The organism is Intestinimonas butyriciproducens (assembly GCF_016901775.1).
Taxonomy (GTDB): domain Bacteria; phylum Bacillota; class Clostridia; order Oscillospirales; family Butyricicoccaceae; genus Pseudobutyricicoccus.
In genome coordinates this window covers 68,919-93,159 of sequence record NZ_JACJKW010000003.1, presented here as the reverse complement: position 1 = coordinate 93,159, position 24,241 = coordinate 68,919, and the positions used below count along the sequence as shown (strand labels likewise).

24 protein-coding genes are annotated in these 24,241 nt (G+C 58.5%); 15 read left to right on the top strand and 9 right to left on the bottom strand.

Annotation, left to right across the window (positions count from 1 at the left end; genetic code table 11):
* Positions 1–40: 40 nt before the first annotated feature.
* From H6A25_RS02495 to H6A25_RS02485, 3 genes are all read right to left on the bottom strand, one after another.
* Entirely contained in the window at positions 41–1,078 is a 1,038-nt protein-coding gene (locus H6A25_RS02495) for an aldo/keto reductase (RefSeq protein WP_204750438.1), read from the bottom strand.
* Positions 1,079–1,213: 135 nt separating this feature from the next.
* Positions 1,214–2,005, bottom strand: a complete 792-nt coding sequence (locus H6A25_RS02490) for a DUF4358 domain-containing protein (protein WP_204750437.1) — start codon at positions 2,003–2,005, stop codon at positions 1,214–1,216.
* Positions 2,006–2,121: 116 nt separating this feature from the next.
* On the bottom strand, positions 2,122–3,138 hold the full coding sequence (locus tag H6A25_RS02485) for a hypothetical protein (RefSeq protein ID WP_204750436.1): 1,017 nt from the start codon (positions 3,136–3,138) through the stop codon (positions 2,122–2,124).
* Between the two features lie 274 nt (positions 3,139–3,412).
* Here H6A25_RS02485 and rimP point away from each other — a divergent pair, with 274 nt between their 5' ends.
* The 13 genes from rimP (at position 3,413) to H6A25_RS02420 (ending at position 14,585) form a co-directional block, all read left to right on the top strand.
* Positions 3,413–3,880 carry a ribosome maturation factor RimP gene (rimP, locus tag H6A25_RS02480; protein ID WP_243423186.1) on the top strand — a complete coding sequence of 156 codons (468 nt, stop codon included), beginning with the start codon at positions 3,413–3,415 and terminating at the stop codon, positions 3,878–3,880.
* Between the two features lie 22 nt (positions 3,881–3,902).
* Positions 3,903–5,021 carry a transcription termination factor NusA gene (gene nusA, locus H6A25_RS02475; protein WP_204750435.1) on the top strand — a complete coding sequence of 373 codons (1,119 nt, stop codon included), beginning with the start codon at positions 3,903–3,905 and terminating at the stop codon, positions 5,019–5,021.
* A gap of 52 nt (positions 5,022–5,073) precedes the next feature.
* Positions 5,074–5,355, top strand: coding sequence for an RNase P modulator RnpM (gene rnpM / locus H6A25_RS02470; protein ID WP_204750434.1), 282 nt, complete (start codon positions 5,074–5,076; stop codon positions 5,353–5,355).
* Positions 5,345–5,767: a L7Ae/L30e/S12e/Gadd45 family ribosomal protein gene (locus H6A25_RS02465; protein WP_204750433.1), complete on the top strand. Its 423-nt coding sequence runs from the start codon at positions 5,345–5,347 to the stop codon at positions 5,765–5,767. The genes rnpM and H6A25_RS02465 overlap by 11 nt, the downstream gene beginning before the upstream one ends.
* A 3-nt stretch (positions 5,768–5,770) precedes the next feature.
* Entirely contained in the window at positions 5,771–8,104 is a 2,334-nt protein-coding gene (infB, locus tag H6A25_RS02460; RefSeq protein ID WP_204750432.1) for a translation initiation factor IF-2, read from the top strand.
* Positions 8,105–8,214: 110 nt separating this feature from the next.
* Entirely contained in the window at positions 8,215–8,592 is a 378-nt protein-coding gene (gene rbfA / locus H6A25_RS02455) for a 30S ribosome-binding factor RbfA (RefSeq protein ID WP_204750431.1), read from the top strand.
* Complete coding sequence (locus tag H6A25_RS02450; protein WP_204750430.1) at positions 8,570–9,529, top strand: DHH family phosphoesterase; 960 nt, start codon at positions 8,570–8,572, stop codon at positions 9,527–9,529. The genes rbfA and H6A25_RS02450 overlap by 23 nt, the downstream gene beginning before the upstream one ends.
* Entirely contained in the window at positions 9,522–10,430 is a 909-nt protein-coding gene (gene truB / locus H6A25_RS02445; protein ID WP_204750429.1) for a tRNA pseudouridine(55) synthase TruB, read from the top strand. The genes H6A25_RS02450 and truB overlap by 8 nt, the downstream gene beginning before the upstream one ends.
* Positions 10,431–10,439: 9 nt before the next feature.
* Complete coding sequence (ribF, locus tag H6A25_RS02440; RefSeq protein WP_204750428.1) at positions 10,440–11,366, top strand: riboflavin biosynthesis protein RibF; 927 nt, start codon at positions 10,440–10,442, stop codon at positions 11,364–11,366.
* Entirely contained in the window at positions 11,353–12,858 is a 1,506-nt protein-coding gene (locus H6A25_RS02435) for a M20/M25/M40 family metallo-hydrolase (protein WP_204750427.1), read from the top strand. The genes ribF and H6A25_RS02435 overlap by 14 nt, the downstream gene beginning before the upstream one ends.
* A gap of 80 nt (positions 12,859–12,938) precedes the next feature.
* Complete coding sequence (locus H6A25_RS02430; protein ID WP_204750426.1) at positions 12,939–13,727, top strand: ComEC/Rec2 family competence protein; 789 nt, start codon at positions 12,939–12,941, stop codon at positions 13,725–13,727.
* Positions 13,708–13,944, top strand: a complete 237-nt coding sequence (locus H6A25_RS02425; RefSeq protein WP_204750425.1) for a DUF3006 domain-containing protein — start codon at positions 13,708–13,710, stop codon at positions 13,942–13,944. The genes H6A25_RS02430 and H6A25_RS02425 overlap by 20 nt, the downstream gene beginning before the upstream one ends.
* A gap of 350 nt (positions 13,945–14,294) precedes the next feature.
* The gene (locus tag H6A25_RS02420) at positions 14,295–14,585 is read left to right on the top strand and encodes a hypothetical protein (protein ID WP_204750424.1); all 291 of its coding nucleotides are present in this window, start codon (positions 14,295–14,297) and stop codon (positions 14,583–14,585) included.
* Between the two features lie 248 nt (positions 14,586–14,833).
* Here H6A25_RS02420 and H6A25_RS02415 read toward each other — a convergent pair whose 3' ends face one another.
* The 4 genes from H6A25_RS02415 to H6A25_RS02400 form a co-directional block, all read right to left on the bottom strand.
* The gene (locus H6A25_RS02415) at positions 14,834–16,423 is read right to left on the bottom strand and encodes an N-acyl-D-amino-acid deacylase family protein (RefSeq protein ID WP_204750423.1); all 1,590 of its coding nucleotides are present in this window, start codon (positions 16,421–16,423) and stop codon (positions 14,834–14,836) included.
* Between the two features lie 42 nt (positions 16,424–16,465).
* Positions 16,466–17,026 (bottom strand): haloacid dehalogenase-like hydrolase, encoded by a 561-nt coding sequence (locus H6A25_RS02410; protein WP_204750422.1) that lies wholly within the window; start codon positions 17,024–17,026, stop codon positions 16,466–16,468.
* A gap of 63 nt (positions 17,027–17,089) precedes the next feature.
* Complete coding sequence (locus H6A25_RS02405; protein ID WP_204750421.1) at positions 17,090–18,292, bottom strand: alanyl-tRNA editing protein; 1,203 nt, start codon at positions 18,290–18,292, stop codon at positions 17,090–17,092.
* A gap of 29 nt (positions 18,293–18,321) precedes the next feature.
* A complete protein-coding gene (locus H6A25_RS02400) occupies positions 18,322–18,984 on the bottom strand; it encodes an HD domain-containing protein (RefSeq protein WP_204750420.1) in 663 nt (220 codons plus the stop codon).
* A 238-nt stretch (positions 18,985–19,222) separates the two neighbouring features.
* Here H6A25_RS02400 and H6A25_RS02395 point away from each other — a divergent pair, with 238 nt between their 5' ends.
* Both H6A25_RS02395 and H6A25_RS02390 read left to right on the top strand, forming a co-directional pair.
* Complete coding sequence (locus tag H6A25_RS02395) at positions 19,223–20,455, top strand: MFS transporter (protein WP_204750419.1); 1,233 nt, start codon at positions 19,223–19,225, stop codon at positions 20,453–20,455.
* A gap of 166 nt (positions 20,456–20,621) precedes the next feature.
* Entirely contained in the window at positions 20,622–21,941 is a 1,320-nt protein-coding gene (locus tag H6A25_RS02390) for an MATE family efflux transporter (RefSeq protein WP_204750418.1), read from the top strand.
* Positions 21,942–22,199: 258 nt separating this feature from the next.
* On the opposite strand, the gene H6A25_RS02385 is transcribed toward H6A25_RS02390, so the two are convergent.
* The gene (locus H6A25_RS02385) at positions 22,200–23,477 is read right to left on the bottom strand and encodes a M24 family metallopeptidase (RefSeq protein WP_204750417.1); all 1,278 of its coding nucleotides are present in this window, start codon (positions 23,475–23,477) and stop codon (positions 22,200–22,202) included.
* On the bottom strand, positions 23,477–24,214 hold the full coding sequence (locus H6A25_RS02380) for an acyl-[acyl-carrier-protein] thioesterase (protein WP_204750416.1): 738 nt from the start codon (positions 24,212–24,214) through the stop codon (positions 23,477–23,479). The genes H6A25_RS02385 and H6A25_RS02380 overlap by 1 nt, the downstream gene beginning before the upstream one ends.
* Positions 24,215–24,241: the final 27 nt, after the last annotated feature.

Sequence of the window (24,241 nt, the reverse complement as noted above, 5' to 3'; positions counted from 1 at the left end):
CCAAGGGGCTTTATACTATCTGTATTAAATTTGCAAAACATCAATCAATGTGATCGGTATAGCCCTTTTCCTTGCGGAACTGTTTCCAGTCTTCCAGGCTTTCCCGCAGCAGCTGGGTGCAGTTCAGGCCATAGGGGCACTTGCTTTCGCAAGCGCCGCAGCGGCGGCAGTTTTCCACCTTTTCCATCTCCTTGCACCATTCCTCGGTCATGTACTGCTGCCAGGGAGAGCGGCGCAGCAGCTGGGGCAGGCGGGCGATGGTGTTGATCTGGATGCCTTCCCGGCAGGGCATACAATAGCCGCAGCCACGGCAGAAGTTCCCGGCCAGCTCCTTCCGGTCCTTTTCGATGACGGCCTGAAGCTCGGGGGTCATGGTGATTTCCTGCTGGGCGCAATCCAGAAATTGCTGCAATTCCTCTTTTTTCTGGATGCCCCAGATGGGCACGGCGTTGGGAATCTGCTGGAAGAAGGCATAGGCCGCCTGGGCACAGGTGATCAGGCCGCCGGACAGGGCCTTCATGGCGATAAATCCCACATCCAGCTTGCCGCACAGGTCGATGAGATCGATGTCCTCCTGGGGAGAAATGTGGGACACAGGGAACTGAACGGTGTCGTACAGGCCGCTCTTGGCTGCCGCTTCGGCCACCGGACGGCGGTGAGAGGTGATGCCGATAAACCGGCACTTGCCCTGCTTCCGCGCCTCTTCCAAAGCGGCATGGATGCCGTCGGGATCCTGGGGATCGGGGAGGGAAGCGATGTTGTGCAGCTGGAGAATATCCACATAATCGGTGCGCAGGTTTTTCAGGCTGGTGTCCAGATCGTCCAGCACCTGCTGTTTGGTCTTGCCCTGGCTTTTGGTGGAGATCACAATGGAGCTGCGGCGGTCATGGAAGGCCGCACCCAGCTTTTCCTCGCTGTCGGTGTAGGCCCGGGCGGTGTCGTAATAATTGATGCCAGCGTCATAGGCCATGTGCAGAAGCTCCACGGCGCTCTTCTGATCGATACGCTGGATAGGCAGGGCGCCGAAGGAATTTTCGGTGACCATCAGGCCGGTGCGCCCCAGTTTTTTCATCTTCATAGACCATCTCTCCTTTTCTGCTGTCCGGGTTTTAAGCCCGGTTTCTTCTGGATGTTGATATTATATCACCTTTTTGACCGGGAGGAAATGGGCAAGAAAAAAGGCGTGCCCCATGTGGGACACGCCTTCTGGCGCTTATACCAGCTTTTCAAAACTGGATGCAACGGCCGAGGCATTGCTGCCGATGACCATGCACACATAATTGCCTTCGGTGCGCACCACAGCTTTTTTGGCGATCTCATACTGTTCCGGATCGTATTGCTCAAAGGTGCGGGCAATATCATCGGCCCGCTGGCGCAGAGCTTTTTCCACGCTGGCTGTGCTGCCGCCGTCCTTCACCTGAAATACGGCGATCTCGGTGGCTGTGGTACCCATGGCCGGGCCTTTGATACAGTAGCTCTCCATCTGGGACAGGTCAATGCCGCCATAGAGAGTGCCCACCATGCCGTTATAATCGGCCAGGTCGCCCATGGAATGCTGGCCCAGCAGGTTGGAGACCACCTGACTGGCGGTCAGGGCAGGCTGAGGCTTCTCATCCGGTTTTTCCGGCTGCTGGGGCTGCTGAGGCTGCTGGGGCTGGGTTCCTCCCCCCTGGGAAGGCTGGCTGCTGCCCTGGCTGGAAGAGCTGCCGCCGCCCTGGGGCTTTTGAACCGAAGCAGAAGTATTTTCCGAAGATGTGTTGTTCTGTCCCTGATTGGACACCGGTGTATCGCCGTCGGAATTTTCCGGCTCATCTGTGGGGGCCTGGGTATCCTCCGGCTCCTTCTCCTCCTCAGGCTCCTTGTCTTCCTCCTGCTCCAGTTCCTCTTCCTGCTGCTCCTGCTGGTTTTGCTCCTCGCCCTCGTCTTTGGGGGCATCGGATGTGCATCCCTGCAAAGGGATCATCAGCGCCAGCATCAGCGCCATAATCCATGTCCATCGTTTCATCTGTGATCCTCCTTGGTTCCAGAAATTTTTTCTGGCCTTTGGACGAAGAAGGACAGAAAAAAGTTCCCCTTTTCCCATTCTTTTTTCAGAAAGAGGAAAAAGGGGAACAACGATTTTTACCAGCCGTAGGTGCGATAACCGGAGGGACTCATAAACTGATTGAACAGGGGGCTGGTGATGGACACTGCCTCCAGGGCAAATTCCAGAATAAAGCCGCAAAGCACGGCGCTCACTGCCAAAGAAAGGGCGAAGAAGAAAAGGGAGCACCAGCAAAAGCGGCCGCCCTGGGCGGGAGCACACAGATGATGCACCGTATGGAACATCAAAAGAATCCAGCTGAGGAAAGCCAGCATGACCAGGGCCGCCGACACCCACAGGGAAACATAGAGCAACGGGATGGCAATGATCAGCAAAACAGAGGGCAGAATGGAATTAAGAACCACAGTGAGGAATGCGCTTTGCAGATCCATGGGGCCTTTGACGGTCTTCCCCAGCAAAAACAGACCCAGGGCAAAGACCACCATCACACCCAGCGGCAGCAGAACGCCGCCCAGAATGGCCCGGGGCAGATCCAGAGTGATCTGGCCGCCGGCTCCGGCGATGGACAACACAGACGACAGCTGATTGAGATAATAAGCCAGCTCCCGCAGCCCCTGGCACAGCCCCAACACAAAGAAAGCGGCCGAGGAAACCAGGGGCAGGATCAGATAGAGCAGCCCCAGCGGCAGATCGTGATGACGGCAGGCGGTTTCTATCGTCTGGGCCGGCGCGCGGAAATAGGCCTTGAAAAAGGGAATGAAGTTTTCAAAGGCCAGAGTCAGCCGGGAAGGATACCGGGGCGCAGGCGCCGGCTGAGAAAAGGCGGGGTCAAACTCCGGCGGAGGCGCCTGGGCGGTGTTTTCTTCCCTGGGCTCATCCGGCTGGGAAGGGGAAGGCTCTCCCTCTTTGGCCCGGGGCTCCATGGCCTCGGGGTCGATCTGAGGGGCCAGGGGTCTTTCTTCCGGCTCTGGCCGGGGCATATTGGCCTCTGCCTCCTCCTGTTTCTTTTGATGTTCCAGCAGAACGCTCTGAGGACAGGTGCAGCTTTCCCCTTCCGCCAGAGTGCGTCCGCAGTAAGGACAGATATTTTCCATAAGGAACGCTCCTTTCCAGGTGCTTTCCAAAAAAGAAAAGCAACCCTTGCTTTTCTTATTATAATAAATTCCAGCGTTTCAAATCAAGAATAAGCTGTGAAACCCCTATGAAAAAACCGTGAACGAGGGTAGTTTTTTGGGAAATCCCCCCTCCGGCTCTTGCTTTTGACAAAGGGAAATGATATACTATGTATGTTTTATCCGTAGAGTGTAACGCTGAGAGTGGGGTGACCCACTCTTTCTTATTGAAAAGACCAAAATAGGAGGGATGGATATGCAGACAAAGGTGCTGCTGGAAAAGGTGAATGCCATGTGCCGTGAGCCTGTGGCCCATCGGGGCCTGACGCTATGGGATGTGACTTTCGAAAAGGAAGGGCCCCGTTATCTGCTCACCGTGGTGGTGGATAAGGAAAGCGGTGTGGACATCGAGGACTGCGAATATGTCAGCCGGGCCATCGATCCTCTGCTGGATGCGCCGGAATTTAACAGCCTGCCCCCCTATACCCTCTGCGTCTCCTCCGCCGGCATGGAGCGGGCGCTGCGCCGGCCGGAACACTTTCAGTGGGCTCTGGGCCGCCGGGTGGAGCTTTCTTTCTATAAGCCCCATGACGGCCAGAAAACCAAAGTGGGCGTTTTGGAAAACTATGACGGCGATTCCCTGACAGTGGACGGGGTCTGTTATCCCATGGGGGATGTGGCCGGCTGCCGGGAATATTTTGATTTTACATCCATCAAAGGTTGAAGGAAAGAAGGAGAAGGCAGAAATGAACGCTGAACTGATGCAGGCCCTGACCGATCTGGAAAAGGAAAAGGGCATCAAGAAAGATTATATGCTGGACCGCATCGCCCAGGCTCTGGCCGCCGCCTACAAGGCCATTTATAAAAAGGATGCCCAGAGCGCCGCTTTGGACAATGTGTTTGTGGAGATCCACCCGGAAACCGGCGCCATCGCCATGCACGCTGTCAAAACCGTGGTGGACGAAGTGCTCAATCCGGCCACCGAGATCTCTCTGGAGGAAGCGCTCCAGCACTCTTCCAAGGCCTCTGTGGGCGACGAGATCCGCATCGACATCGACGCCAGCAAATTCGGCCGCATCGCCACCCAGACGGCAAAGCAGGTGATCATCCAGGGCATCCGGGAAGCCGAACGGGGCATGGTGGCCGATGAGTTTGCCTCCAAAGAGCACGAGATCTTAAACGGCACCGTCACCCGCATCGATCCCCGCTACGGCACGGTGATCCTGGAATTGGGCACCGGAAGAGAAAAGACCGAGGCCATCCTCCCTGCGGCCGAACAGGTGAAGAACGAGACCATCCGGGAAGGCCAGCGGCTGAAGGTCTATCTGGTGGAAGTGCGCCGGGGCGTCAAAGGCCCTCAGATGATCATTTCCCGTACCCATCCGGGACTGGTCAAGCGGCTGTTTGAGCTGGAAGTGCCCGAAATCCACGACGGCACCGTGCTGATCAACTCCATCGCCCGGGAAGCGGGCAGCCGCACCAAAATCGCCGTATCCAGCACCGATGAAAATGTGGATCCCATCGGCGCCTGCGTGGGCCCCCGGGGCTCCCGTGTGGCCGGCATCGTGGAAGAGCTCCAGGGCGAAAAGATCGACATCATCAAATATTCCGACGACCCGGTGCAGTTTGTGGCCGAGGCCCTGTCTCCTGCGGATGTGCTGCTGGTCACCCCCATCGCCGACGGCAAAAGCTGCAGCGTAGTGGTGCCTGACGACCAGCTGTCCCTGGCCATCGGCAAGGAAGGACAGAATGCCCGTCTGGCCGCCAAGCTCACCGGCTGGAAGATCGACATCAAACCCCAGTCCCAGGCCCTGGAAAAGGCCCTGGCCGACGCCGCTGCGGTGGCCGAAGGAACGGAAGAATAAAAAGCAAGACCTCCCGGGATTGTCCCGGGACAGAAGACAGGAGGAGGGTATCATGCCAAAAAAGATCCCGGTGCGCCAATGCGTGGCCTGCCGTCAGCAAAAGGAAAAACCCCAACTGGCCCGGATCACCCGCACGCCCCAGGGAGACATCATCTATGACCCCAAGGGAAAAGCCCCCGGCCGGGGCGCCTATCTGTGCAAAAGCGTCTCCTGTCTGGAAAAGGCCATCAAGAGCCGGGCGCTGGCCCGGGCACTTGACTGCCAGATCCCCGATGAGGTCTATGACACCTTGCGGCAGCAGCTGATGGAGGAAGGGGCCCAGGATGGAAAATAATCTTTTGGCCTTTATCGGCCTGATGAAAAAAGCGGGCAGCCTGGCCATCGGCGGCGAAAACGCCTATGATGCCGCCCGCACCCACAAGGCACGGCTGATGGTGCTGGCCCAGAACGCCGGAGACAACACCATGGGCCAGGCCCGGGCCGTGGCGAAGCAATACCAGGTGCCCCACATCACCCTCCCCTGTTCCAAAGAGGAACTGGGCGGGGCGCTGGGGATGCGGGAATGCGCGGCCTTTGCCGTCACCGACACCGGTTTCGCCCTGTCCCTGTGCCGCAAATGCCAGATGGAAGAGACCGCCCAGGCCCTCTCAGAGCGCCTGGCCCGGGAGAAAAAACGGAAACAGAAGAAGATCGACCGGGCCCAGGGCAAAGGCGCCGGTTCTCACAGACGCAAAGGGGGAATATAACCTATGATGATAAAATACCGGGTAAGTGATGTGGCCAAGGATTTTGGCCGCCCCAACAAGGAGATCGCCGAGATTCTGGGCGATTATCTTCAGGCGCCCAAAAGCAATGCCCAGGCCCTGAAGGAGCCGGAGCTGGATGTGATCTTTGAATACCTGACCCAGAAAAACCAGGTGGAGAGTCTGGATCAGGTCTTTGCTCCCGCCGCCGAAGCCGCCCTGAAGCGGCGCCAGGAATCGGAAAAGCGCATCCTGGAAAAGCAGCAGAAGGAGCAGCCCAAGGCCCAGAAGGCCGCCGAGCCGCAGAAGCAGCAGGGGAAAGTTGTCATCGAACAGCAGCCCACTTCCTCCACCAAAGGCCCCCGCACCACCCGTGTGGACACCCGGGGCAACTCGGTGGATCTTTCCAAATACGATGAGCGGATGGATCAGCTGGTTCCCGAGCGGGCCCAGAAGATCAACAACACCCCCCAGGGCAAGCAGAAGATCAAGCGCCAGGCCGACCGCCGGGGCTTTGTGAGCAACAAAAAGCGTCAGGAGGAGCAGGAGCGCCTGCGCCGCCTGCAGATGCAGGAAAAGGCCAAAAAAGTGCAGCTGAAGGTGCTCATTCCCGATGAGATCAATGTGGGCGAGCTGGCTGTGCGGCTGAAAAAGACCGCCGCCGATGTGATCAAGCAGCTGATGAAGCTGGGCGTCATGGCCAATGTGTCCCAAAGCGTGGACTTTGACACCGCCAGCCTTGTGGCTGAGGAATTCGGCGCCAAGGTGGAGCACGAAGTCATCGTTACCATCGAGGAAAAACTCATCGACGACAGCACCGACGACGAAAAGAACCTGCAGCCCAGACCTCCTGTGGTTGTGGTTATGGGCCATGTTGACCACGGCAAAACCTCCCTGCTGGACGCCATCCGTCATGCCCATGTCACCGAAGGGGAGGCCGGCGGCATCACCCAGCACATCGGCGCTTACCAGGTGCAGCTGGATGACCGTCTGATCACCTTCCTGGACACCCCCGGCCACGCCGCCTTTACCTCCATGCGGGCCCGCGGCGCTCAGGTCACCGATGTGGCCATTCTGGTGGTGGCCGCCGACGACGGCGTCATGCCCCAAACAGTGGAAGCCATCAACCACGCCAAAGCCGCCGGTGTGCCCATCATCGTGGCGGTGAACAAGATCGATAAAGAAGGCGCCAACCCCGACCGGGTGCTCCAGCAACTCACCGAGTATGAACTGGTTCCCGAAGAGTGGGGCGGCGATACCATTGTGTGCAACATCTCGGCCAAGCAGAAGATCGGCATCGAAAACCTTTTGGAAATGGTGCTGCTCACCGCTGACATCCAGGAGCTGAAGGCCAACCCGGACCGCCGGGCCAAGGGCACCGTCATCGAAGCCAAGCTGGACCGGGGCCGCGGCCCTGTGGCCACCATCCTCATCCAGAACGGTACCCTGCACACCGGCGATATCGTCATCGCCGGCAAGACCGTGGGCCGTGTGCGTGCCATGACCGACGACCGGGGCCGCAAGCTGGACAGCGCCGCCCCTTCCATGCCGGTGGAGATCATCGGCCTTTCCGAAGTGCCGGATGCCGGCGATCTGTTCTACGCCGTAGAGGACGAGCGCATGGCCCGCGAGCTGGCCGAACAGCGGAAGAACGAGGAAAAAGACGAAAAGGCCAAGATGCAGGAAAAGGTCACCCTGGAAAACCTGTTCAGCCACATCAAGGAAGGGGAAGTCAAGGACTTCAACATCATCGTCAAGGCCGATGTGCAGGGCAGCGCCGAAGCGGTCACTGCATCCCTGCGCAAGCTGTCCAACGAGGAAGTGCGGGTGCAGGTCATCCATTCCGGCGTAGGCGGCATCAACGAATCCGATGTAATGCTGGCCGCCGCCTCCGGCGCCATCATCGTGGGCTTCAATGTGCGTCCTGAACCGGCTGCCGCCGACAGCGCTTCCCGCCAGGATGTGGAGATCCGCACCTACCGGATCATCTACGACTGCCTGGAAGAGATCGAATCGGCCATGAAGGGCATGCTGGCTCCCAAATTCCAGGAAGTGGTCATCGGCCACGCCGAAGTGCGCCAAACCTTCAAGGTTTCCGGTGTGGGCACCATCGCCGGCTGCTATGTCACCGACGGCAAAGTGCAGCGGGCCGCCCAGGTTCGCATTGTGCGTGACAACATCGTCATCCACGAGGGCGTGCTGTCCACTCTCCGCCGCTTTAAGGACGATGCCAGAGAAGTGGCCTCCGGCTATGAATGCGGCATGAGCTTTGAAAAATACAACGACATCAAGGAAGGCGATGTGATCGAAGCCTTCGTGATGGAAGAGATCAAGCGGTAAAAAAACCGTTTTACACCCATCCCCGCGGGATAATTCTATCCCGCGGGGATACTGGAAAGAGGGGACTTTTCCCCGGAAATCTTTATCTTTACAGGAAAGGGGGCTTTTTTATGCCTTCCAACCGAATCGGCCGTATCAACGAAGAAGTGATGCGGGAACTGGCCCGGCTGCTGCCCACCGTCAAAGATCCCCGTCTGGGCGGCGGACTGCTCAGCATTATCCGGTGCGAAGTGACCAATGACCTGCGCTGGTGCAAGGTCTATCTCAGCACCTTGGGCCAATTTGATGAAAAAGAACTGAAAAAGGGCCTGAAATCCTGTTCGGGCTATCTGCGTCGGGAGCTGGCCCACAGCCTGAGCCTGCGCTATACGCCGGAGCTGGTGTTTGTTCTGGACGACTCCATCCAGGAGGGCGCCCACATCAACCAGCTGCTCCATCAGCTGCCCGAGCTTCAGGAGGAACGCCATGACGACGCTGACGCTGAATGAAGCCGCCGGGTTTCTCCGGCAGGGGGATGATTTTCTCATCCTCACCCATGGTCGTCCCGATGGGGATACCGTGGGTTCGGCCAGCGCCCTGTGCCGTCTGCTGCGGGGACTGGGAAAGCAGGCTTTCCTCCTGCCCAATGAGGACCTGACACCCCGATTAGGCTTTTTTTGCCAGGATCTGCTGGCGCCCGACAGCTTTGTGCCCGGGGCCGTGGTAGCCGTAGATGTGGCCACCCGGGAGCTTTTGTGCAAAAATGCCGCTCCCTTTGCAGAGCGGGTGGATCTGTGCATCGACCACCACCCCTCCAACACAGGCTACGCCAAAAATACCCTGCTGGAAGCTGGCTGTGCGGCCACCGGAGAGCTGATCTGGCTGCTGGGGGAAACGCTGGAATATTCTCCTGCCCCCTTGTTCTGCGATGCAATTTACACCGCCATTTCCACCGATACCGGCTGCTTCTGCTATTCCAACACCACCCCCCAGACCCACCGGATCGCCGCTTTGTGCATGGAAAACGGGGCGGATTTCTCCCGCCTGAACCGGCAGTTTTTTGAGACAAAAAGCTGGAAGCGCATCCAGGTGGAAAACCATGTATTCCAGAACATCCGGCTGTCGGCCCAGGGAAAGATCGCCGCGGTATGCCTGACCAAGGAAGCCCTGGACCGGCTGGAAGCCACCAAGGACGAGCTGGACAACCTGTCGGCTCTGCCCCGGCAGATCGAAGGGGTGTGCTGCTCCATTTTGCTCAGCCAGGTGGGCCCGGGCCGCTTCAAAGGCTCGGTGCGCACCGATGCGCCGGTGGATGCCTCCCGCCTGTGCGCCCGTTTCGGCGGCGGCGGTCATGCCCGTGCGGCTGGCTGCACCCTGGAAGGGGAGGGGGAGGACTGCCTTTCCCGGCTGGTGAAAGCCGCCCAGGAGGAACTGGGTTATGTATAATGGCATCCTGCTTTTGAACAAGGAGCCGGGTTTTACTTCCCATGATGCGGTGGCCAAGCTGCGGGGCATCCTGCGCTTCCGCCGCATCGGCCACGCCGGCACCCTGGACCCCATGGCCCAGGGGTTGCTGGTGATGCTGCTGGGGAAGGCCACCCGGGCCAGCGAATACGCTTCCGGCGCCGAAAAGGAATATATCGCCGATTTTATACTGGGAGTTGAAACTGACACCCAGGACACCACCGGCAATGTTTTGGCAGAAGCGCCGGTGGATGTGACAGAGACGCAGCTGCGGCAGGCCCTCTCTTCCTTTGAAGGAGGATACGATCAGGTTCCTCCCATGTACTCCGCCATTCAAAAGGACGGAGTGCGGCTTTACGACCTGGCCCGCAAGGGAAAGGAAGTAGAGCGGGAGAGCCGGTTTATCGCCCTGCCTCTGCTGGAGCTTTTGTCTTTTGAGGCGCCCCGTGGGAAACTGCGGGTGCGCTGCTCCAAGGGCACCTATATCCGCACTCTGTGCCACGACCTGGGCCAGCGCCTGGGCTGCGGCGGGGCCATGAGCGCCCTGACCCGGGTGCAGGCCGGGGATTTTTCTTTGGAAAACGCTCTGACCCTGGGAGAAGTGGAGCAGCTCACCAAAGAAGGAGCATTGCAGCAACACATCCTGCCGGTGGACAGGCTCTTTGCCTCCCTGCCGGCTGTCACACTGACAGAAGAAGGGGCCAAGCGGGCCCGCAACGGCGCCCATGCCGCCCAGAAGCATCTGCTCACCGGGGAGATCCCCCCGGTGGACTCCCTGTGCCGGGTGTATACGCCGGAAGGGAAATTTCTGATGACTGGCAAAGGCGGTCTGCTGGACATGGGGCCGCCTGCTATTTTCTGCCATAAAATCTTTGGGGAATGAGGGAACGGTATGTCCCGCCAAGAGAAAGTGATCTATGCCCTGGGCTTTTTTGACGGGGTACATAAAGGCCACCAGGCCATTTTGGAAACCGCCCGGCAGCTGGCCCGGGAAACGGGGATGCGCCCGGGGGTATTTACCTATGAAAACCACCCCCAGAGCGTGGTAGGAGGCAGCGCACCGCCTCTTCTCACAACGCCGGAGGAACGGCGGGCCCTGTTTGCCCATTATGGCATGGAGGAGATCGTCATGATCCCCTTTGATGCCCATTTTTCCGCCCAAACCCCGGAGGAATTTCTCCGGATGCTGATAGAGGATTACCGCTGCGGCGGCCTGTGCTGTGGGGATAATTTCCATTTCGGCGCCAAGGCGGCGGGAAACGCCTCTTTGCTTCTGGAGCTGTGCCAGAAACTAGGGCTTTTTTGCCGGGTGGCATCGCCGGTGCTGGAAAAGGGCAAAACGGTCAGCTCCACTTTGATCCGCACCCTTCTGCGGGAAGGGGATGCCCAGGAGGCCTTCCGCTGCCTGGGCCGGCCCTTTTCCCTGGCCGGGGAGATCGTCCACGGCGACGGGCGGGGCCACCGCCTGGGGATTCCCACCATCAACCTGACCCCGCCGGAAGGGGCTTTATGGCCCCGGGTGGGAGTCTACGCCACCCTGACCCAGATGGAAGACGGAGAGACCTGGCCCTCCCTCACCAATGTGGGGATGCGTCCCACCTTCCGCACCCAGGGAGAGGCCACCATGGAAACCCACCTCACCGGCTTTCAGGGGAACCTGTACGGCCGCCGGGTGCGGGTATGGTTCTGGGCCTATCTGCGGGAAGAGCAGAAATTCGAAAACGCCACCCTTTTGGTGGAGCAGATCGCAAAGGACACCAAACGCACCCAGCAGCTGCTCCAATCCTTAGACCGGAGTGATATCTATGACCTTCCTTAATGACCTGTGGGCTTCCTTTCAGATTTTTGCCGGCAACTTTACCGACCGCTATGGTCTGTGGGTCAACGGCCTTCTCCTTTTGTTGGTGCTGGCCGCTGTGGGGCTCTTCCTGTGGCGCAGCATCCGCCTGGGACGGCGGGTGCGCCACACCGAAGCCCACCTCAACCTGCCGGAGCCTTCCAAAACCCAAAGTGAGGAATGGTGCCGCAGGCTTTCCCAGGCGGTGAGCTTTCCCACCGTCACCGGGGACAAAGAAGCCATGTCCCGGTTCCGCAGCTGGCTGAAGGAAAGCTTCCCTCTGGTTTTTTCCCGGCTGCGGGTGCTTCCCTGCCCAGGGGATGGGCTTCTGCTCCAGTGGCGCTGTCCGGAGAAAGGGGAAAAGGGGCCGGTGCTGCTGTGCGCCCACATGGATGTGGTGCCCGCAGAGGGTCAGAACTGGACCCATCCTCCTTTTGAAGGGGAAATCAAGGAAGAGACCGTCTATGGCCGGGGCGCTCTGGATTGCAAAGGCACCCTTTGCGGCATTCTCCAGGCCGTGGAAGAACTTTTGCGGGATGGATTTACCCCGGGCCGGGATGTGTATCTGGCCTTTGGCTGCGACGAGGAGACCGGCGGCGCAGAAGGAGCCGCTCACATCGCCAAGCAGCTGAAGATGCGGGGGCTGCACTTTGACCTGATCCTGGACGAGGGCACCCCCATCAGCACCGCTCACCTGGGGAAAGAAAACTTCCCTGCCGCCCTGCTGGGCGTGGCGGAAAAAGGCCAGGCCACCTTTCGGCTCACCGCCCGGCAAAAGGCCGGACACGCGGCCATGCCGCCCCAGCACACGGCGGTGGGGTATTTGTCCGAAGCCATCTGCCGCATCGAATCAGCGCCCCTCCACAAGCGGCTGCTGCCGGTGATGCAGCAATGTCTGCTGCTTTCTGCCCCGGCTATGGGGAGTTTGCAGCGGGCCATGGTGGCCAATCTCCCCTTTACCCGTCCGCTGCTCTTCCGGGGCACCCGGCACAATCTGCAGCTTTCCGCTTTGTTCCATTCCACCTTTGCTGCCACCTGTCTGGAAGGGGGCAGCGCCCCCAATGTGCTGCCGGAAACGGCTTCTGCCCTGGTCAATGCCCGTATTCTCCAGGGGGACACCGGGGAAAAACTGCTGGAATATCTGCGTTCTTTGCTGGATGATCTGCCAGTGACCGTGGAAATGGTTTCCTGTCAGGACCCCTCTGCCATCACCGATACCGCCGGCATGGGCTATCAGCTGGTGAAAGGCGCAGTGGAAGAGACCTTCGGCCGTCTGCCCTGCATCCCCACCATCATGCCTGCGGGCACCGACACCAAGCATTATCAGGAACTTTCCCATCACATTATCCGCTTTATCCCTCTGGCGGTGAGCGATGCCACGCTGGGAGCCGTCCACGGCCCCGATGAGCATCTGCCCTGCCGCAGCTATACCGCCGGAGTGATCTTCTATGAGAACCTTTTGAAAAAATTATGAGAAAAAGACGAAGAAACAAACGCCCCGCCACTCTGTTGAGCCTGGCCTGCCTTGTGGCCGCAGCGGTTTTTTACGGAGGGATGCAGTTTTTGCCTTCCTCCACACCCCAGACCCCCGATGGAGAGCTGGCGGTGCATTTCATCGATGTGGGCCAGGGAGACGCCATCCTGCTCTCCTGCGATGGGGAGACCGCCATTGTGGATGCAGGTACGCCCCAATGTGAAGAAGATCTTCTTTCCTATCTCCAAAGCCAGAACATCGGCAAACCCAAGTATATTTTTGCCACCCATCCCCATGCCGACCACATCGGCAGCATGGCGGCGGTAGTGGACACCTTCGGCTGCGACAATTTCATCATGCCGGAGATGGTCAGCTACACCCAGACCTTTGAAAACATGCTGGCCAGTGTGGAACAGGCCGGGTGCCAGACGGCCTACGGTGTGGCCGGGGACACTTTTGCGCTGGGAGATGCCCAGCTGAAGCTTCTGTGGCCCTCCGAGGGCTTTGACACCTCTGATCCCAATGAAATTTCCCTGGTGCTCCAGGTGACCTATGGAGAATATTCCTTCCTGCTCACCGGCGATGCAGGCGAAACGGCCGAAGAAGGATTCCTTTCTCAGGTGCAGCCGGTGACAGTGCTCAAAGCCGGACACCATGGCAGCGATACTTCCAGCACAGAAGCCTTTTTGCAAAAGGCCCAGCCGGAATATGTGGTCATCAGCGTGGGGGCCGGCAACAGCTACGGCCATCCTTCTCCTGCCATGCTGGAGCGGCTGGATGAAAGCTGCCAGGTGCTGCGCACCGATGAAAAGGGCTCCATTGTCTTTACGGTGAAGGAGGGCCAGCTTCATGTGTCTGCCGCCCGCTAGCTATGTGCTGGACCGGCTGGAAGGGGATGTGGCCGTGCTGGAAGGGCAGGGCCGCACCTGGGATGTACCCGCTTCCGCCCTGCCGCCTGATGCTCAGCCGGGGGACACCCTCCGGTGGGACGGGACCCATTTTCACCGGGACACGCAGGACACCCTGGCCCGAAAAGGGCGCATCGACAGCGCCATGAGCCGGCTGTTTGGCAAAAAAGATCGTTGAGACCCCTTTTTCTCCTTGACAAAGAGAGAATAGCGTGGTACAGTAAACCCACAATCAAACAAGAAAAGACTTTGACAGAGACAGTACGCTTTGGCAGGAACGGCCCAGCGAACCGGGGACAGTGGGAGCCCGGTGCAAGTAATCCATAGCGGAAGATCCCTCTGGAGTCGCAGGCTGAACAGGGTTTCTCCCTTAGTAAGTGATGCCGGTTTCCCGCCGTTATCCGGGGCGCATATGTTGGTATGTTGTAATGGGTGGTAGAACGAAAGCAAAGCCTTCGTCCCGTTTCATACGGGTCGAAGGCTTTTTTGTTTCCCCTTTGCACATGACCGGAAAGTGAGGAAAAGAACATGAACGCTGAAACAGTCAATGTGAAGTTTGCAGACAGTCTGAAAAACTGGAACAAAGGGGAACGGTTGGAGGTGCCTTTGGTGCTTTCCCGGGAAAGCCGGGAACAGATCGCCCTGTTTGGTCTGGAGCCTTTTATCGACCAATGCCGCCAGAGCCTGGAAGGGATGCTGGGGCTGCGTGGATTCCAGCTGGCTCCCTGCGGCGGCCGGGGCCCCCGGGGCGAAAGACGGCTTTCCTTCCGCCTGGGCGAGCGGGAGGGCTATGTGCTCCTTTCCCCTCTGGAGGGCTGAGTCTCGGGACTGGTATTCTCTGCAGACTAACAAAAATGATATCGCAAAAGAGAGCGGTTTGCCCTATTCCTAATCGAGGTGCAAAAAGCTGCGACCTGTGCGCAGCTTTTTGCACCTCTCAAGGGTCAAGTGTGCGTAAAATCGTGCACGCAGACCCTTGCAAAACTCGAAAAAGTGGCGTCTTCCACTTTTTCGACACGCTCAAAGAGGGTGCTTTCCCAAAGAAAGCACCCTCTTTTCCTGATTGGTTACCGTCCGGCCCGGATGACCTGACCGGCGCAGGTTCCGTTGTAGATATTGTCTTCCACCACTTTCTGTCCGGCGATATACACCGCTTTTATTCCCTGGTTGGGCACGGTGGTATGATAATCGCTGGGACAGCCGATGGTAAGGGGATCAAAGACCACCAGATCGGCATCAAAACCCTCCCGGAGCAGGCCCTTGTTTTTCAGACGGAAAAACTGAGCAGGCAGGGAAGTCATGCGCCGGATAGCCTCTTCCACTTCCAGCACGCCCAGATCCCGCACATACCGGCCCAGGATCTGGGGGAAACTGCCCACGATCCGGGGATGAGTGATCTGTCCCGGCATGACCCCGCCGCCGTCGGTGCCCACCATGGTGCGGCGGTATTGCAGCACCCGGATCACATCCTTTTCACTCATCATGAAATAGATGCCGTCGGTGTCGAAGTTGTCCTCCAGCAGCAGATCAAAGGCGGCGTCAAAGGGATCTTTTCCCCATTTTTCCGCCAGCTCCGCCACCGTCAGCCCTTCCACCTCGGGATGGTTGGGGCTGCGGGAAATCAGCGTCCCGGCAAAACCGGCATTCTGGAAATTGCTCTCTTCCAGGGGATTGACCTGCTCCATGGCCTTCCGGATCTCCTGGCGGGCGTTTTTGTCCCGCAAAAGCTCCAGGGTATGGGCCCGGCCCTGGGCCTGGAACTTCTGAGGGATATAGACCCCCAGATAGGTGGCGCTGGCGGTATAGGGATACTGATCCAGCTCCACTTCCATCCCTTCCCGGTTGGCCTGCTCGATGAGGGGCAGGGTGAGGGTGGTCTTGTCCCAATTTGCACGGCCTTTGGCCTTATGGTGGGAGAGAAGGGCCCGGCAATCGGCTCTGCGGGCCACTTGGATCATATCCTTCACCGATTCCACCAGACGCAGGGACTCCGAACGCATATGTACGCTGAAGGACCGGTCATACCGGGCGGCCACCCTGGCCGCTGCCACCAGCTCATCCAGATCGGCATAGCTTCCCGGAGGATAGATCAGGCCGAAGCTGACGCCCATGGCCCCTTCCTCCATGGCCTCTTTCAGCAGGCCCTCCATGTGATCCAGCTCTTTCTTTGTCAAAGGCCGGTTCTGATTTTCCCCCTGGCAGACGATGGCGCGAATGGAGCCGTGGCCCACATACTGGGCCATATTTACTCCCAGTTTCATGCTTTCCAGCTGAGAAATGGTCTTTCCATAGCTGGAAAGATAGCCCATGGAGCCAGCAGGCCGCCCCAGCTTTTCCTCCTCATGACGAAGGCTGGCCTGATCCCGGGGGGCATTGGATGTGCCGCAATGACCGCTGATATCGGTGGTGATGCCCTGACCTGCCTTGTTGTGGCTTTGAGGGTTTCCGAACACCGTCACATCGGCATGGGAATGGGCATCGATAAAGCCGGGGGTCACATAATGGCCCTGGGCGTCCAGCACCTCCTGGGCCTGGGCCTCCGGGGGAAGGAGACCCACAAAGGCAATCTTTCCATCCTTCACCGCCACATCGGCCCGGAAAGGCGGGTTGCCCGTGCCGTCGATCACTTGGCCGCCGCAGATGATCCGATCATACATGGTTTTCTGCCACCTCTTTCTTATAGAATAAAAGGAATGTACTTACCAGGGGAGAATCTCATCTCCCTTGACCAAAAAGGCCTTGTCCGACACCTGGGCCAGAGGCGTATCCGACCGGGAATCGGAGTAAAACTCCAGCATATGAAAATCCGGGGCATATTCCCGCAGGCGGCGCACCTTCTCCGGCCCCCAGCAGTTTTCCCCGTGGATGACGCCGGTGTGCTTGTCCATGGGGGTGCCCATCAGCTTCTGCACCGGCAGGGTTTCAAAGACCGGCGCCAGGAGAAACTCCGGCGAGGCCGAAATGATCACATCCCGGCTGTGATCCTTTGGGAGATACCAGCTTTTCAGGTTTTTCCGGTGGCTCTTCCAGAAGTCGGCCACCGCCTTATCCACATCCTTCACATGGCGGAGATAGCCGAAAAGATGGGATTTGAACCGGGTCTTGGTGCAGATTTTCAGGCCGAACAAAGCGCCCCAGAACAGGATGGCCGGCAAATGCAGCCAGGTTTTAGGGTAATGCCCCAGGCACCAGAAGGTAAAGTGGGTGCTGCTGTCGCCCCGGTAAACGGTGTTGTCAAAATCATATCCGATGATATCCATAGTGTCCTCCCATTGATGGATGTCACCATTGTAGCACGGATCGCGCCAGGGGACAATGGGCCTTTATTCCGCCCCTTCTCCCCGAAGGAAGGGAGCACACAATATGGCAAAGTCCTCCCAGGCCGAAAGGGGAACGGTGCCCTGGCCCAAAGCATCGCTGCCGCCCCCTTTCCCCTGATGGGCAGGGAAAAATTCCTTCAAGGCCCGGCCCAGGGGCATCATCTTTTTGCTCTTCTTCTGGGCGGCCATGACCCCCAGGCTCTCGCCCTCTGCAAAGCCCAGGGCCACAAAGCGGACGCCCCGGTGCAAGAGATCATCGCACAGCGCCTTGCCGTCCTTTTTGTCCCAGCCTTCCAGCAGCTGAAGTACCGCCGGGAATGCTTCCTGCTCCGATGCCTTGCGCAGCAGATTTTCCGCTGTCTGCTCCAGAAGCTGCCGCCTCAGCTTCTGGACACTCTCTTCCAGCACAGGCAGGCGGTGCAAAGCGTCGGCGATGTGCTTTTCGCAATCCTCCGGGCTTTCCTCATCGGTGTATTTTCCCAGACGGAGGGTGCGCAGATCCTGCTCCAAAGCAAAGTCATGGGCTCGCTGTCCCGCAGCAAAATAAAGCCGGTAGGCTCCCCGCACCATTTTGCTGCCCACAAACCGTACCGGTCCCACAAGGCCGGTGGAAGGACAGTGGGTGCCGCCGCAGGCGTTGCGGTCAAAGCCCTCTACCTCCACCAGGCGGATGCGCTCATGGGGAGTGATCTTGCCCCGCACATCCATCTGCGCGGCCTGCTCCGGGGTATAATACCGGCAGAAAATGGGCAGATCGGCCTTTACGATTTCCTCCACCCGGCGCAAAAGAGCCAGAAGCTCCTCATCCTCCATAGGACGCTGAAACTCGATGTGGCCCCAAGGGTCCTCCATCCGGGCGATGATGGTGGGGTTCTGAAACATCTGCCAGGCAGCGGCCGAGATCAGATGCTGGGCCGTGTGATGCTGCATGTGGGACAGACGGGTGCACAGATCGATGCGGCAAAGCACCTCATCTCCCTCCGGGGCCCGGGGAAGGATGTGACGGATCTCTCCCTCTTCTTCATACACATCCAGCACCGGGATTCCTCCGATGGTCCCCTCATCACATTTCTGTCCCCCTCCCCGGGGAAAGAAGATGGTCTGATCCAGAATCAGGCAGAATTCTTTTCCCTGAGGGCGGCACTGCTGCACATGAGCCAAAAGCCCCCCTTGCAGGGGAGCATCATCAAATATACGCTTTGTCATATCTCTCTCCTGTTTCTCTATCTGTATTTTTAAAGCAGCTGGGTGTCATTGATTTGCAGCTGGAACTGAAGCCCCAGAAACTCGGCAGCCTTGCGGCACATGAGCATCCGGGTGAGGAAAATTTCAAAATAATCCATCACCGCGCTGATTGCAGTGTCGATTTTCAGAGACAGGGTGATGGTCTTGCGGTCAGGGCTGATGGAAAGCCCGGAGGTATACACCGCATAATTGACCCGATCATGAATGTCGGTGGCCACGGTGCGCACAGCCCGTACCCGGGAGCGGCGCACATCGCTTTTGTCTGCCAGGATCAGGGCGGCGGACACCGGCGTGACAGCGGTACCGGTTCCTTCGTCGTGGTTGCCGATGGCGCAGATCACCTGGGCGATGTCCGAAGGGTCCATTCCCAAGCCCTTGAGGATCTGAAAGGCCATAATGGCGCCGGTCTGGGCATGGGAAGCCCGGTTGACACAGTTGCCGATGTCATGGAGATACCCGGCGATCCGGGCCAATGTAATGGTGTGTTCATCATAGCCCATCTGCATCAGGATCTGGGCGGCGGTGGCCGCACAGATGCCGGCGTGGGCAAAACCGTGCTCGGTAAAGCCGATGACGCCCAGGGCGTTGTTTCCCATCTGGAGATAGGTCTGCACCTCTTTATTTTCACGGATGTCTTCAAATGTAAGTTTCAAGCAAAAACCTCCTTTGGCCCCGAAGGCCGGGGCATCCAGAGTTATTGTACCATAGAAATCCCCCGGAGAAAGGGCAGGTTTTGTAAATTTCCCGAAAAGGCGGTAAAAGTGTCCAGTTATACTTTACTCCAAAGGAAGGAGAAACTGTGGAAAAAGCTGATTTTTTTCTCCTTTGCTATCCTCTTTTCTGGGAAAGGTATATAATGAATGTAAAGATTTCTGAGAAGGGATGAGGGAGATGGGAGTAAAAAAAGGCCGTATTTTTTACGGCTGGTACATCGTGGCCGCCGGATTTTTGGTGATGTTCTGTTCCATCGGCATCGTCAACAACTGCTCGGGGCTTTATATCAAGCCGGTGTGCGACGATATGGGCTTTTCCCGGGGGGCCATGGGGGTCAACATGACCATTCTGTCGGCCTGTCAGATGATCGTGGCGCTGTTTGGCGGAAAGATCTTCGTCCGCTTTGATGTGCGCAATATCATGCGCATCAGCTCCATCGCCCTGGCGGTGAGCTATTTTTCCTATTCCTTTGTCCAGTCTTTGCCCATGTATTACGCTTTGTCGGTGGTGCTGGGCTTTGCCATGGGCGGCATTGCCGCCATGCCCCTTTCCATCCTCATCGGCAACTGGTTCCGGGAAAGACGGGGCTTTGCCATCGGGGTGGCCTTTATGGGCAGCGGCATCGGCGGAATGCTTTTCAACGCCCTGGCCGGTCAGCTGATCACCACGGTGGGCTGGCGCCAGACCTATCGGGTGCTGGGAATCATCGCCTTTTTGATTCTGGTGCCGGTGTGCTGGCTGGTGGTGCGCACCCGGCCTTCCGACCTGGGACTTTTGCCCTATGGCCAGGAAAGGGAGAGCAGCACCGCGTCCTTTGACGACCGGGGCATGACGGTACAGGAAGTGGTGCACACCGGCCGCTTCTGGGCCTTGTGTCTGGTCACCGCTTTGGGCAACATCAGCCTGTGCGCCCTCAATCAGAATGTGACCCCCCATCTCTCCGATGAAGGATACAGCCTGCAAACCGCCGCCAATATTTCCGCCGTCATGCTGGGCGGACTGGCCTGCGGCAAAATGTTTTTGGGCTGGCTCTATGACAAGCTGGGAGCCCGCCGGGCCACGCTTCTGGCCAACTGCTGCACCGTTCTGGGGGTAACAGGCGCCTTTTTCTGCCGCTTCCCTGTGATGATCGCCGCCATTGTGGCGGGATTTTCCCTGGGCAACGCCTTCGGCTCGGTGGCCAACCCCATCATTGTGCAAAGCATCTACGGCCGGAAAAATTACAGCGCCATTCTGGGTCTGGTCACCGCCTGCAACAACCTGGCCGGTGTGTTTACGCCGGTGATGATCGGTTCGGTCTATGACTATTTCGGCTCTTACAGCCCGGCCTTCGGGGCCATGATGCTCATTTCTTCCTGCTGCACCCTGGGTTACTTTATCCTGCTGGGCAAACGGGTGGAATACGATTAAACCAGGTGTTGACAAAGTTTCTTCCTTTTTGTATACTCAGAACACAACGAAACAAAAGGCAGGCCTCCATCGCCGGATGGGGGCCATGGGCGCCAGGCTTTCCATCGTAGGCCGTTGAAGATGGAAGGCTCTGGCGTCCTTTTTTGCAAGCAATGGAGGGAAAACGATGGACAAACACAGTGCAAAGCGGGAGTTTGCCCGGTATGCCAGCCTGAATATGCTGGGGATGCTGGGGATCTCCTGCTATATCCTGGCGGACACCTTCTTCATTTCCCGGGCCACCGGGGCCCAGGGACTGGCCGCCCTCAACCTGGCTTTGCCGGTTTACAGCCTGATCCACGGCCTGGGGCTGATGCTGGGCATGGGCGGCGGCATCCGCTATTCCATCGGCAGGGGACAGGGGGACAAACAAAGCGGCGACGGCGCTTTCACCCAGGCGTTGTGCCTGGCCCTTTTCCTGGGCGCGCTTTTTTCCATTACCGGTCTGACCTTCGCCCGGCCCCTGGCCCAGATTTTGGGCGCCCAGGGGGAAGTGCTGCAAATGAGCAGCTCCTATCTGCGGGTGCTCATGGTCTTTGCCCCGGCCTTTATGCTCAACGATGTCTTTACCTGTTTTGTGCGCAATGACGGCGATCCCCGCCGGGCTATGGCCGCCATGCTGGGAGGAAGCCTGTCCAATATCCTTTTGGACTACATCTTCATTTTCCCCTGCGGCCTGGGGATGTTCGGCGCCGCCCTGGCCACCGGCGCCGCCCCTCTGATCGGCATCGCCATTCTGTCCCCCCACTGGCTGAGCAAAAAGAGCGGCTTCCACTTTTGCTGGCAGGAAGGGAAAAAAGCTCCCCTTTTGCAGTTGGTTTTGCTGGGCATTCCCTCTTTGGTGCCCGAAATTTCCTCCGGTGTGGTCATCGCCGTGTTCAACACCATCCTCCTGTCTCTCCAGGGGGATGTGGCGGTGGCAGCCTATGGTGTGGTAGCCAATCTATCGCTGGTGGCGGTGGCCGTGCTCACCGGCCTTTCCCAGGGAATGCAGCCCATTCTCAGCCGGGCCTATGGCGCACGGGACAAGGACAATCTGCGCCATATTCTCTTTCTGGGGCTCATTTGGTCTCTTGCAGCCGCCTTGCTGATGGAAGGGGTTCTCACCCTGGGCGCCCAACCCCTCACCGGGGTATTCAACAGCGAAGGCAACGCCCTTTTGCAGCAAATGGCCTCCTTTGGTCTGCGGCTCTATTTTATCGCCCTGTCCTTCGTGGGCATCAACACGGTGGCCTCCACCTATTTTGCCGCCACCCAGCGGGCGATGCCGGCCCATGTGATCTCCTTGTCCCGGGGACTTGTGCTCATCGTGCCCATGGCCTTTTTGCTCTCTAAACTGTGGGATCTCACCGGGGTCTGGCTCACGTTCCCCGTCACCGAAGGGCTGGTGGCCCTGTTTTCTGTCACTTTACTGTGGAAAGGAAGGGACAGCTTCCCCCAGGAATAACAAAAAGGAGAGGGAAATCCCTCTCCTTACCGTGTCGAAAAAGTGGCTTCGGCCACTTTTTCGAGTTTTTGCAAGGGTCTGCATGCAGCCGATTGGCCGCTTTCCGTGGCCAATCGGCCACACTTGACCCTTGAGAAGTGCAAAAAGCCACGCACCGGTCGCGGCTTTTTGCCAATCAATAGGTGCAGGGCAAACCGCTCCTTCTGATCAGATCCGCTCCCTGATCATTTAAAAGCAAAGACCTCTTTATCCTTTTTGTTATATTATAATCAGTTTCTCCTGATGGTGATAAACATACTCACAAGTTTCACCGATGTGCACATCCTCTTCCAGGCTGATGCGCACCACCTGATCATCCCACTCCGGCACTTTTCCCCGCACATTCAGCTCCAAGGCGTGGCTGGAATGGAGACCCACCGGGTATTCTCCCCGGGGATAGATGCTGTCCTGGTGATCATAGCGGCCTATGATGGGGCCGGGGCCATGGCCAAACACGCCCAGGCCGTGGCAATAAAGCTGGGGACACAGCCCCTCGGCCTTGCCTTGGTCCACCGCCTTGTGGAACACCTGATTTCCCGGTATGCCGGAGAGGAAATGGCTGCGTGTGATGTCCTGGAACCGGCTGCACTGGGAGAAAAGCTGCTCCAGTCCCTGGGGCGGGACGGTTTCACCGGGGCGGCGCACATAGGCCATCCACTGCTTGTCGGTGAGCACCGGGATGTATTTCAGCATGACGCCGATGTCGCAATGGAGCAGATCCCCCGGCTGAATAACCCCTTCGCTTGCAAGGCTCTCCAGCCCTTGGCGCTGCAGGTCCACATCGGGACCAAACCAGAAGTCCAGCTGGCAGGCGGCCATCACATGGCGCATAAACCATTCCACATCCTGGGTGGTGGTCTTGCCCGGTGTGATCACATCAGGGGAATATGCGGCCTTGATGATGTCCTCGGTGACCTCCACCAGGGTCTCCATCACTTTGTGTTCTCCCGCTGTCATAGTCTCCAGGAAGCGGGTGGACAGTCTCCCCGCCGAGCACAGCCGGTTTCTCCAGGGAGCAGGCAGCTCCTCCTCCAGCATCTGATAGAGCCCTGCGGAAAGGCCATCGCAGAAGCCGCCGGCCTGGGGCGCCATATTGACGCCGATCTGCTGGGGGTCGTACTGTTTCAGCAGCCGGGCAAGGCCCTGGCACAGGGTTTCATCCCCTTCTTTGGAGGGGGTATAGAACTTGGCCATCACCTGGGAAGGCATACCCCAGCTGAGTGCGCGCACCTGATCCCCTTGCCGGAAAAACAGCAGAGCGGTCTGGCGGCGGGCGGTGCGCCGGTCCCAGGTCATCAGAGCCTTCATGGCCGGGTCCTCGTTGTTCTCCTGGGCCAGCACCAGCCAGCAAGAAAGCCCGGTCTCCTTCATCAGATCTGGCAGCAGGGCCAGACGCTCTTCCAGCAGCTTTTCCTCCAATGCCGCCTGCTTTTCCAGGGGAAGCAGTCCCCGGCTCTCCAGCTTTTCCAGAATACGGCCGATCACAGGATGATCCATCACGATTCCTCCTTCTCTCTTTCTCCCAGGGTGACGCTGGCTTCAAAGCAGCGCCGCCCCCTTTTTTTGCCGCAGATATAATAGGTGTCTTTTCCGGTCTGTCCCAGGAAAAGTTCCATGGTTTCTCCCAGCCGCAATTCCTCATGGTAGGAAATGGCCATGCGGCAGATGGAGCGTTTGCACAAAACCTCCGGCGGCAGCACATCACAAACCAGATCGGCATAGCAGGCGTTGTTCAGATGCCCATTCCGGTCGGTGCGGGAATAGGCGGCGGTATATTCCCCGGTGGACTGAAGCTCTGCGCTCCGGGGGATGGACAGATCCAGGGTACGGTTTGCTTCCTCTGAAAAGGGGAAGGCCAGTGCCTCAGGATGAGCGCGGAGAATATGCCGCTGCTTCACATCGATGAGCACCCACCGGGCATCCACCCGGCAGACCTCCCGGCCCGCTTCGTCGGTGATGGTGGTAAAGCGGCGATACACCGCCCGCTGGGGAACGGCAGGCTCGGTGACAAGGCGCAGATGGCTTCCGGCGGCAATGGGATGGACATATTCCAACGCCAGTTTGGCCAAAAGAAAAGCCGTGCCGGTTTCCTGGAATCGGTCTGCGGTCAGGCCTTCGGCATCACAATGGTCGGTGCTCACCTGCTGCACATGGCGGAGAATGGCTCCCACCGGCCATTCATCGTGGATATCACATTCATATTGCTGTGCAATGATCTCTTTTTGGTATGGCATGATAGAACTCCTTTGTGCAAAGGGCCT

Bases quoted from the DNA above. Each gene is read 5' to 3' on its own strand.
- H6A25_RS02495 (WP_204750438.1), bottom strand. From the start codon at position 1,078: ATGAAGATGAAAAAACTGGGGCGCACCGGCCTGATGGTCACCGAAAAT.
- H6A25_RS02490 (WP_204750437.1), bottom strand. From the start codon at position 2,005: ATGAAACGATGGACATGGATTATGGCGCTGATGCTGGCGCTGATGATC.
- H6A25_RS02485 (WP_204750436.1), bottom strand. From the start codon at position 3,138: ATGGAAAATATCTGTCCTTACTGCGGACGCACTCTGGCGGAAGGGGAA.
- rimP (WP_243423186.1), top strand. From the start codon at position 3,413: ATGCAGACAAAGGTGCTGCTGGAAAAGGTGAATGCCATGTGCCGTGAG.
- nusA (WP_204750435.1), top strand. From the start codon at position 3,903: ATGAACGCTGAACTGATGCAGGCCCTGACCGATCTGGAAAAGGAAAAG.
- rnpM (WP_204750434.1), top strand. From the start codon at position 5,074: ATGCCAAAAAAGATCCCGGTGCGCCAATGCGTGGCCTGCCGTCAGCAA.
- H6A25_RS02465 (WP_204750433.1), top strand. From the start codon at position 5,345: ATGGAAAATAATCTTTTGGCCTTTATCGGCCTGATGAAAAAAGCGGGC.
- infB (WP_204750432.1), top strand. From the start codon at position 5,771: ATGATGATAAAATACCGGGTAAGTGATGTGGCCAAGGATTTTGGCCGC.
- rbfA (WP_204750431.1), top strand. From the start codon at position 8,215: ATGCCTTCCAACCGAATCGGCCGTATCAACGAAGAAGTGATGCGGGAA.
- H6A25_RS02450 (WP_204750430.1), top strand. From the start codon at position 8,570: ATGACGACGCTGACGCTGAATGAAGCCGCCGGGTTTCTCCGGCAGGGG.
- truB (WP_204750429.1), top strand. From the start codon at position 9,522: ATGTATAATGGCATCCTGCTTTTGAACAAGGAGCCGGGTTTTACTTCC.
- ribF (WP_204750428.1), top strand. From the start codon at position 10,440: ATGTCCCGCCAAGAGAAAGTGATCTATGCCCTGGGCTTTTTTGACGGG.
- H6A25_RS02435 (WP_204750427.1), top strand. From the start codon at position 11,353: ATGACCTTCCTTAATGACCTGTGGGCTTCCTTTCAGATTTTTGCCGGC.
- H6A25_RS02430 (WP_204750426.1), top strand. From the start codon at position 12,939: ATGCAGTTTTTGCCTTCCTCCACACCCCAGACCCCCGATGGAGAGCTG.
- H6A25_RS02425 (WP_204750425.1), top strand. From the start codon at position 13,708: ATGTGTCTGCCGCCCGCTAGCTATGTGCTGGACCGGCTGGAAGGGGAT.
- H6A25_RS02420 (WP_204750424.1), top strand. From the start codon at position 14,295: ATGAACGCTGAAACAGTCAATGTGAAGTTTGCAGACAGTCTGAAAAAC.
- H6A25_RS02415 (WP_204750423.1), bottom strand. From the start codon at position 16,423: ATGTATGATCGGATCATCTGCGGCGGCCAAGTGATCGACGGCACGGGC.
- H6A25_RS02410 (WP_204750422.1), bottom strand. From the start codon at position 17,026: ATGGATATCATCGGATATGATTTTGACAACACCGTTTACCGGGGCGAC.
- H6A25_RS02405 (WP_204750421.1), bottom strand. From the start codon at position 18,292: ATGACAAAGCGTATATTTGATGATGCTCCCCTGCAAGGGGGGCTTTTG.
- H6A25_RS02395 (WP_204750419.1), top strand. From the start codon at position 19,223: ATGGGAGTAAAAAAAGGCCGTATTTTTTACGGCTGGTACATCGTGGCC.
- H6A25_RS02390 (WP_204750418.1), top strand. From the start codon at position 20,622: ATGGACAAACACAGTGCAAAGCGGGAGTTTGCCCGGTATGCCAGCCTG.
- H6A25_RS02385 (WP_204750417.1), bottom strand. From the start codon at position 23,477: ATGGATCATCCTGTGATCGGCCGTATTCTGGAAAAGCTGGAGAGCCGG.
- H6A25_RS02380 (WP_204750416.1), bottom strand. From the start codon at position 24,214: ATGCCATACCAAAAAGAGATCATTGCACAGCAATATGAATGTGATATC.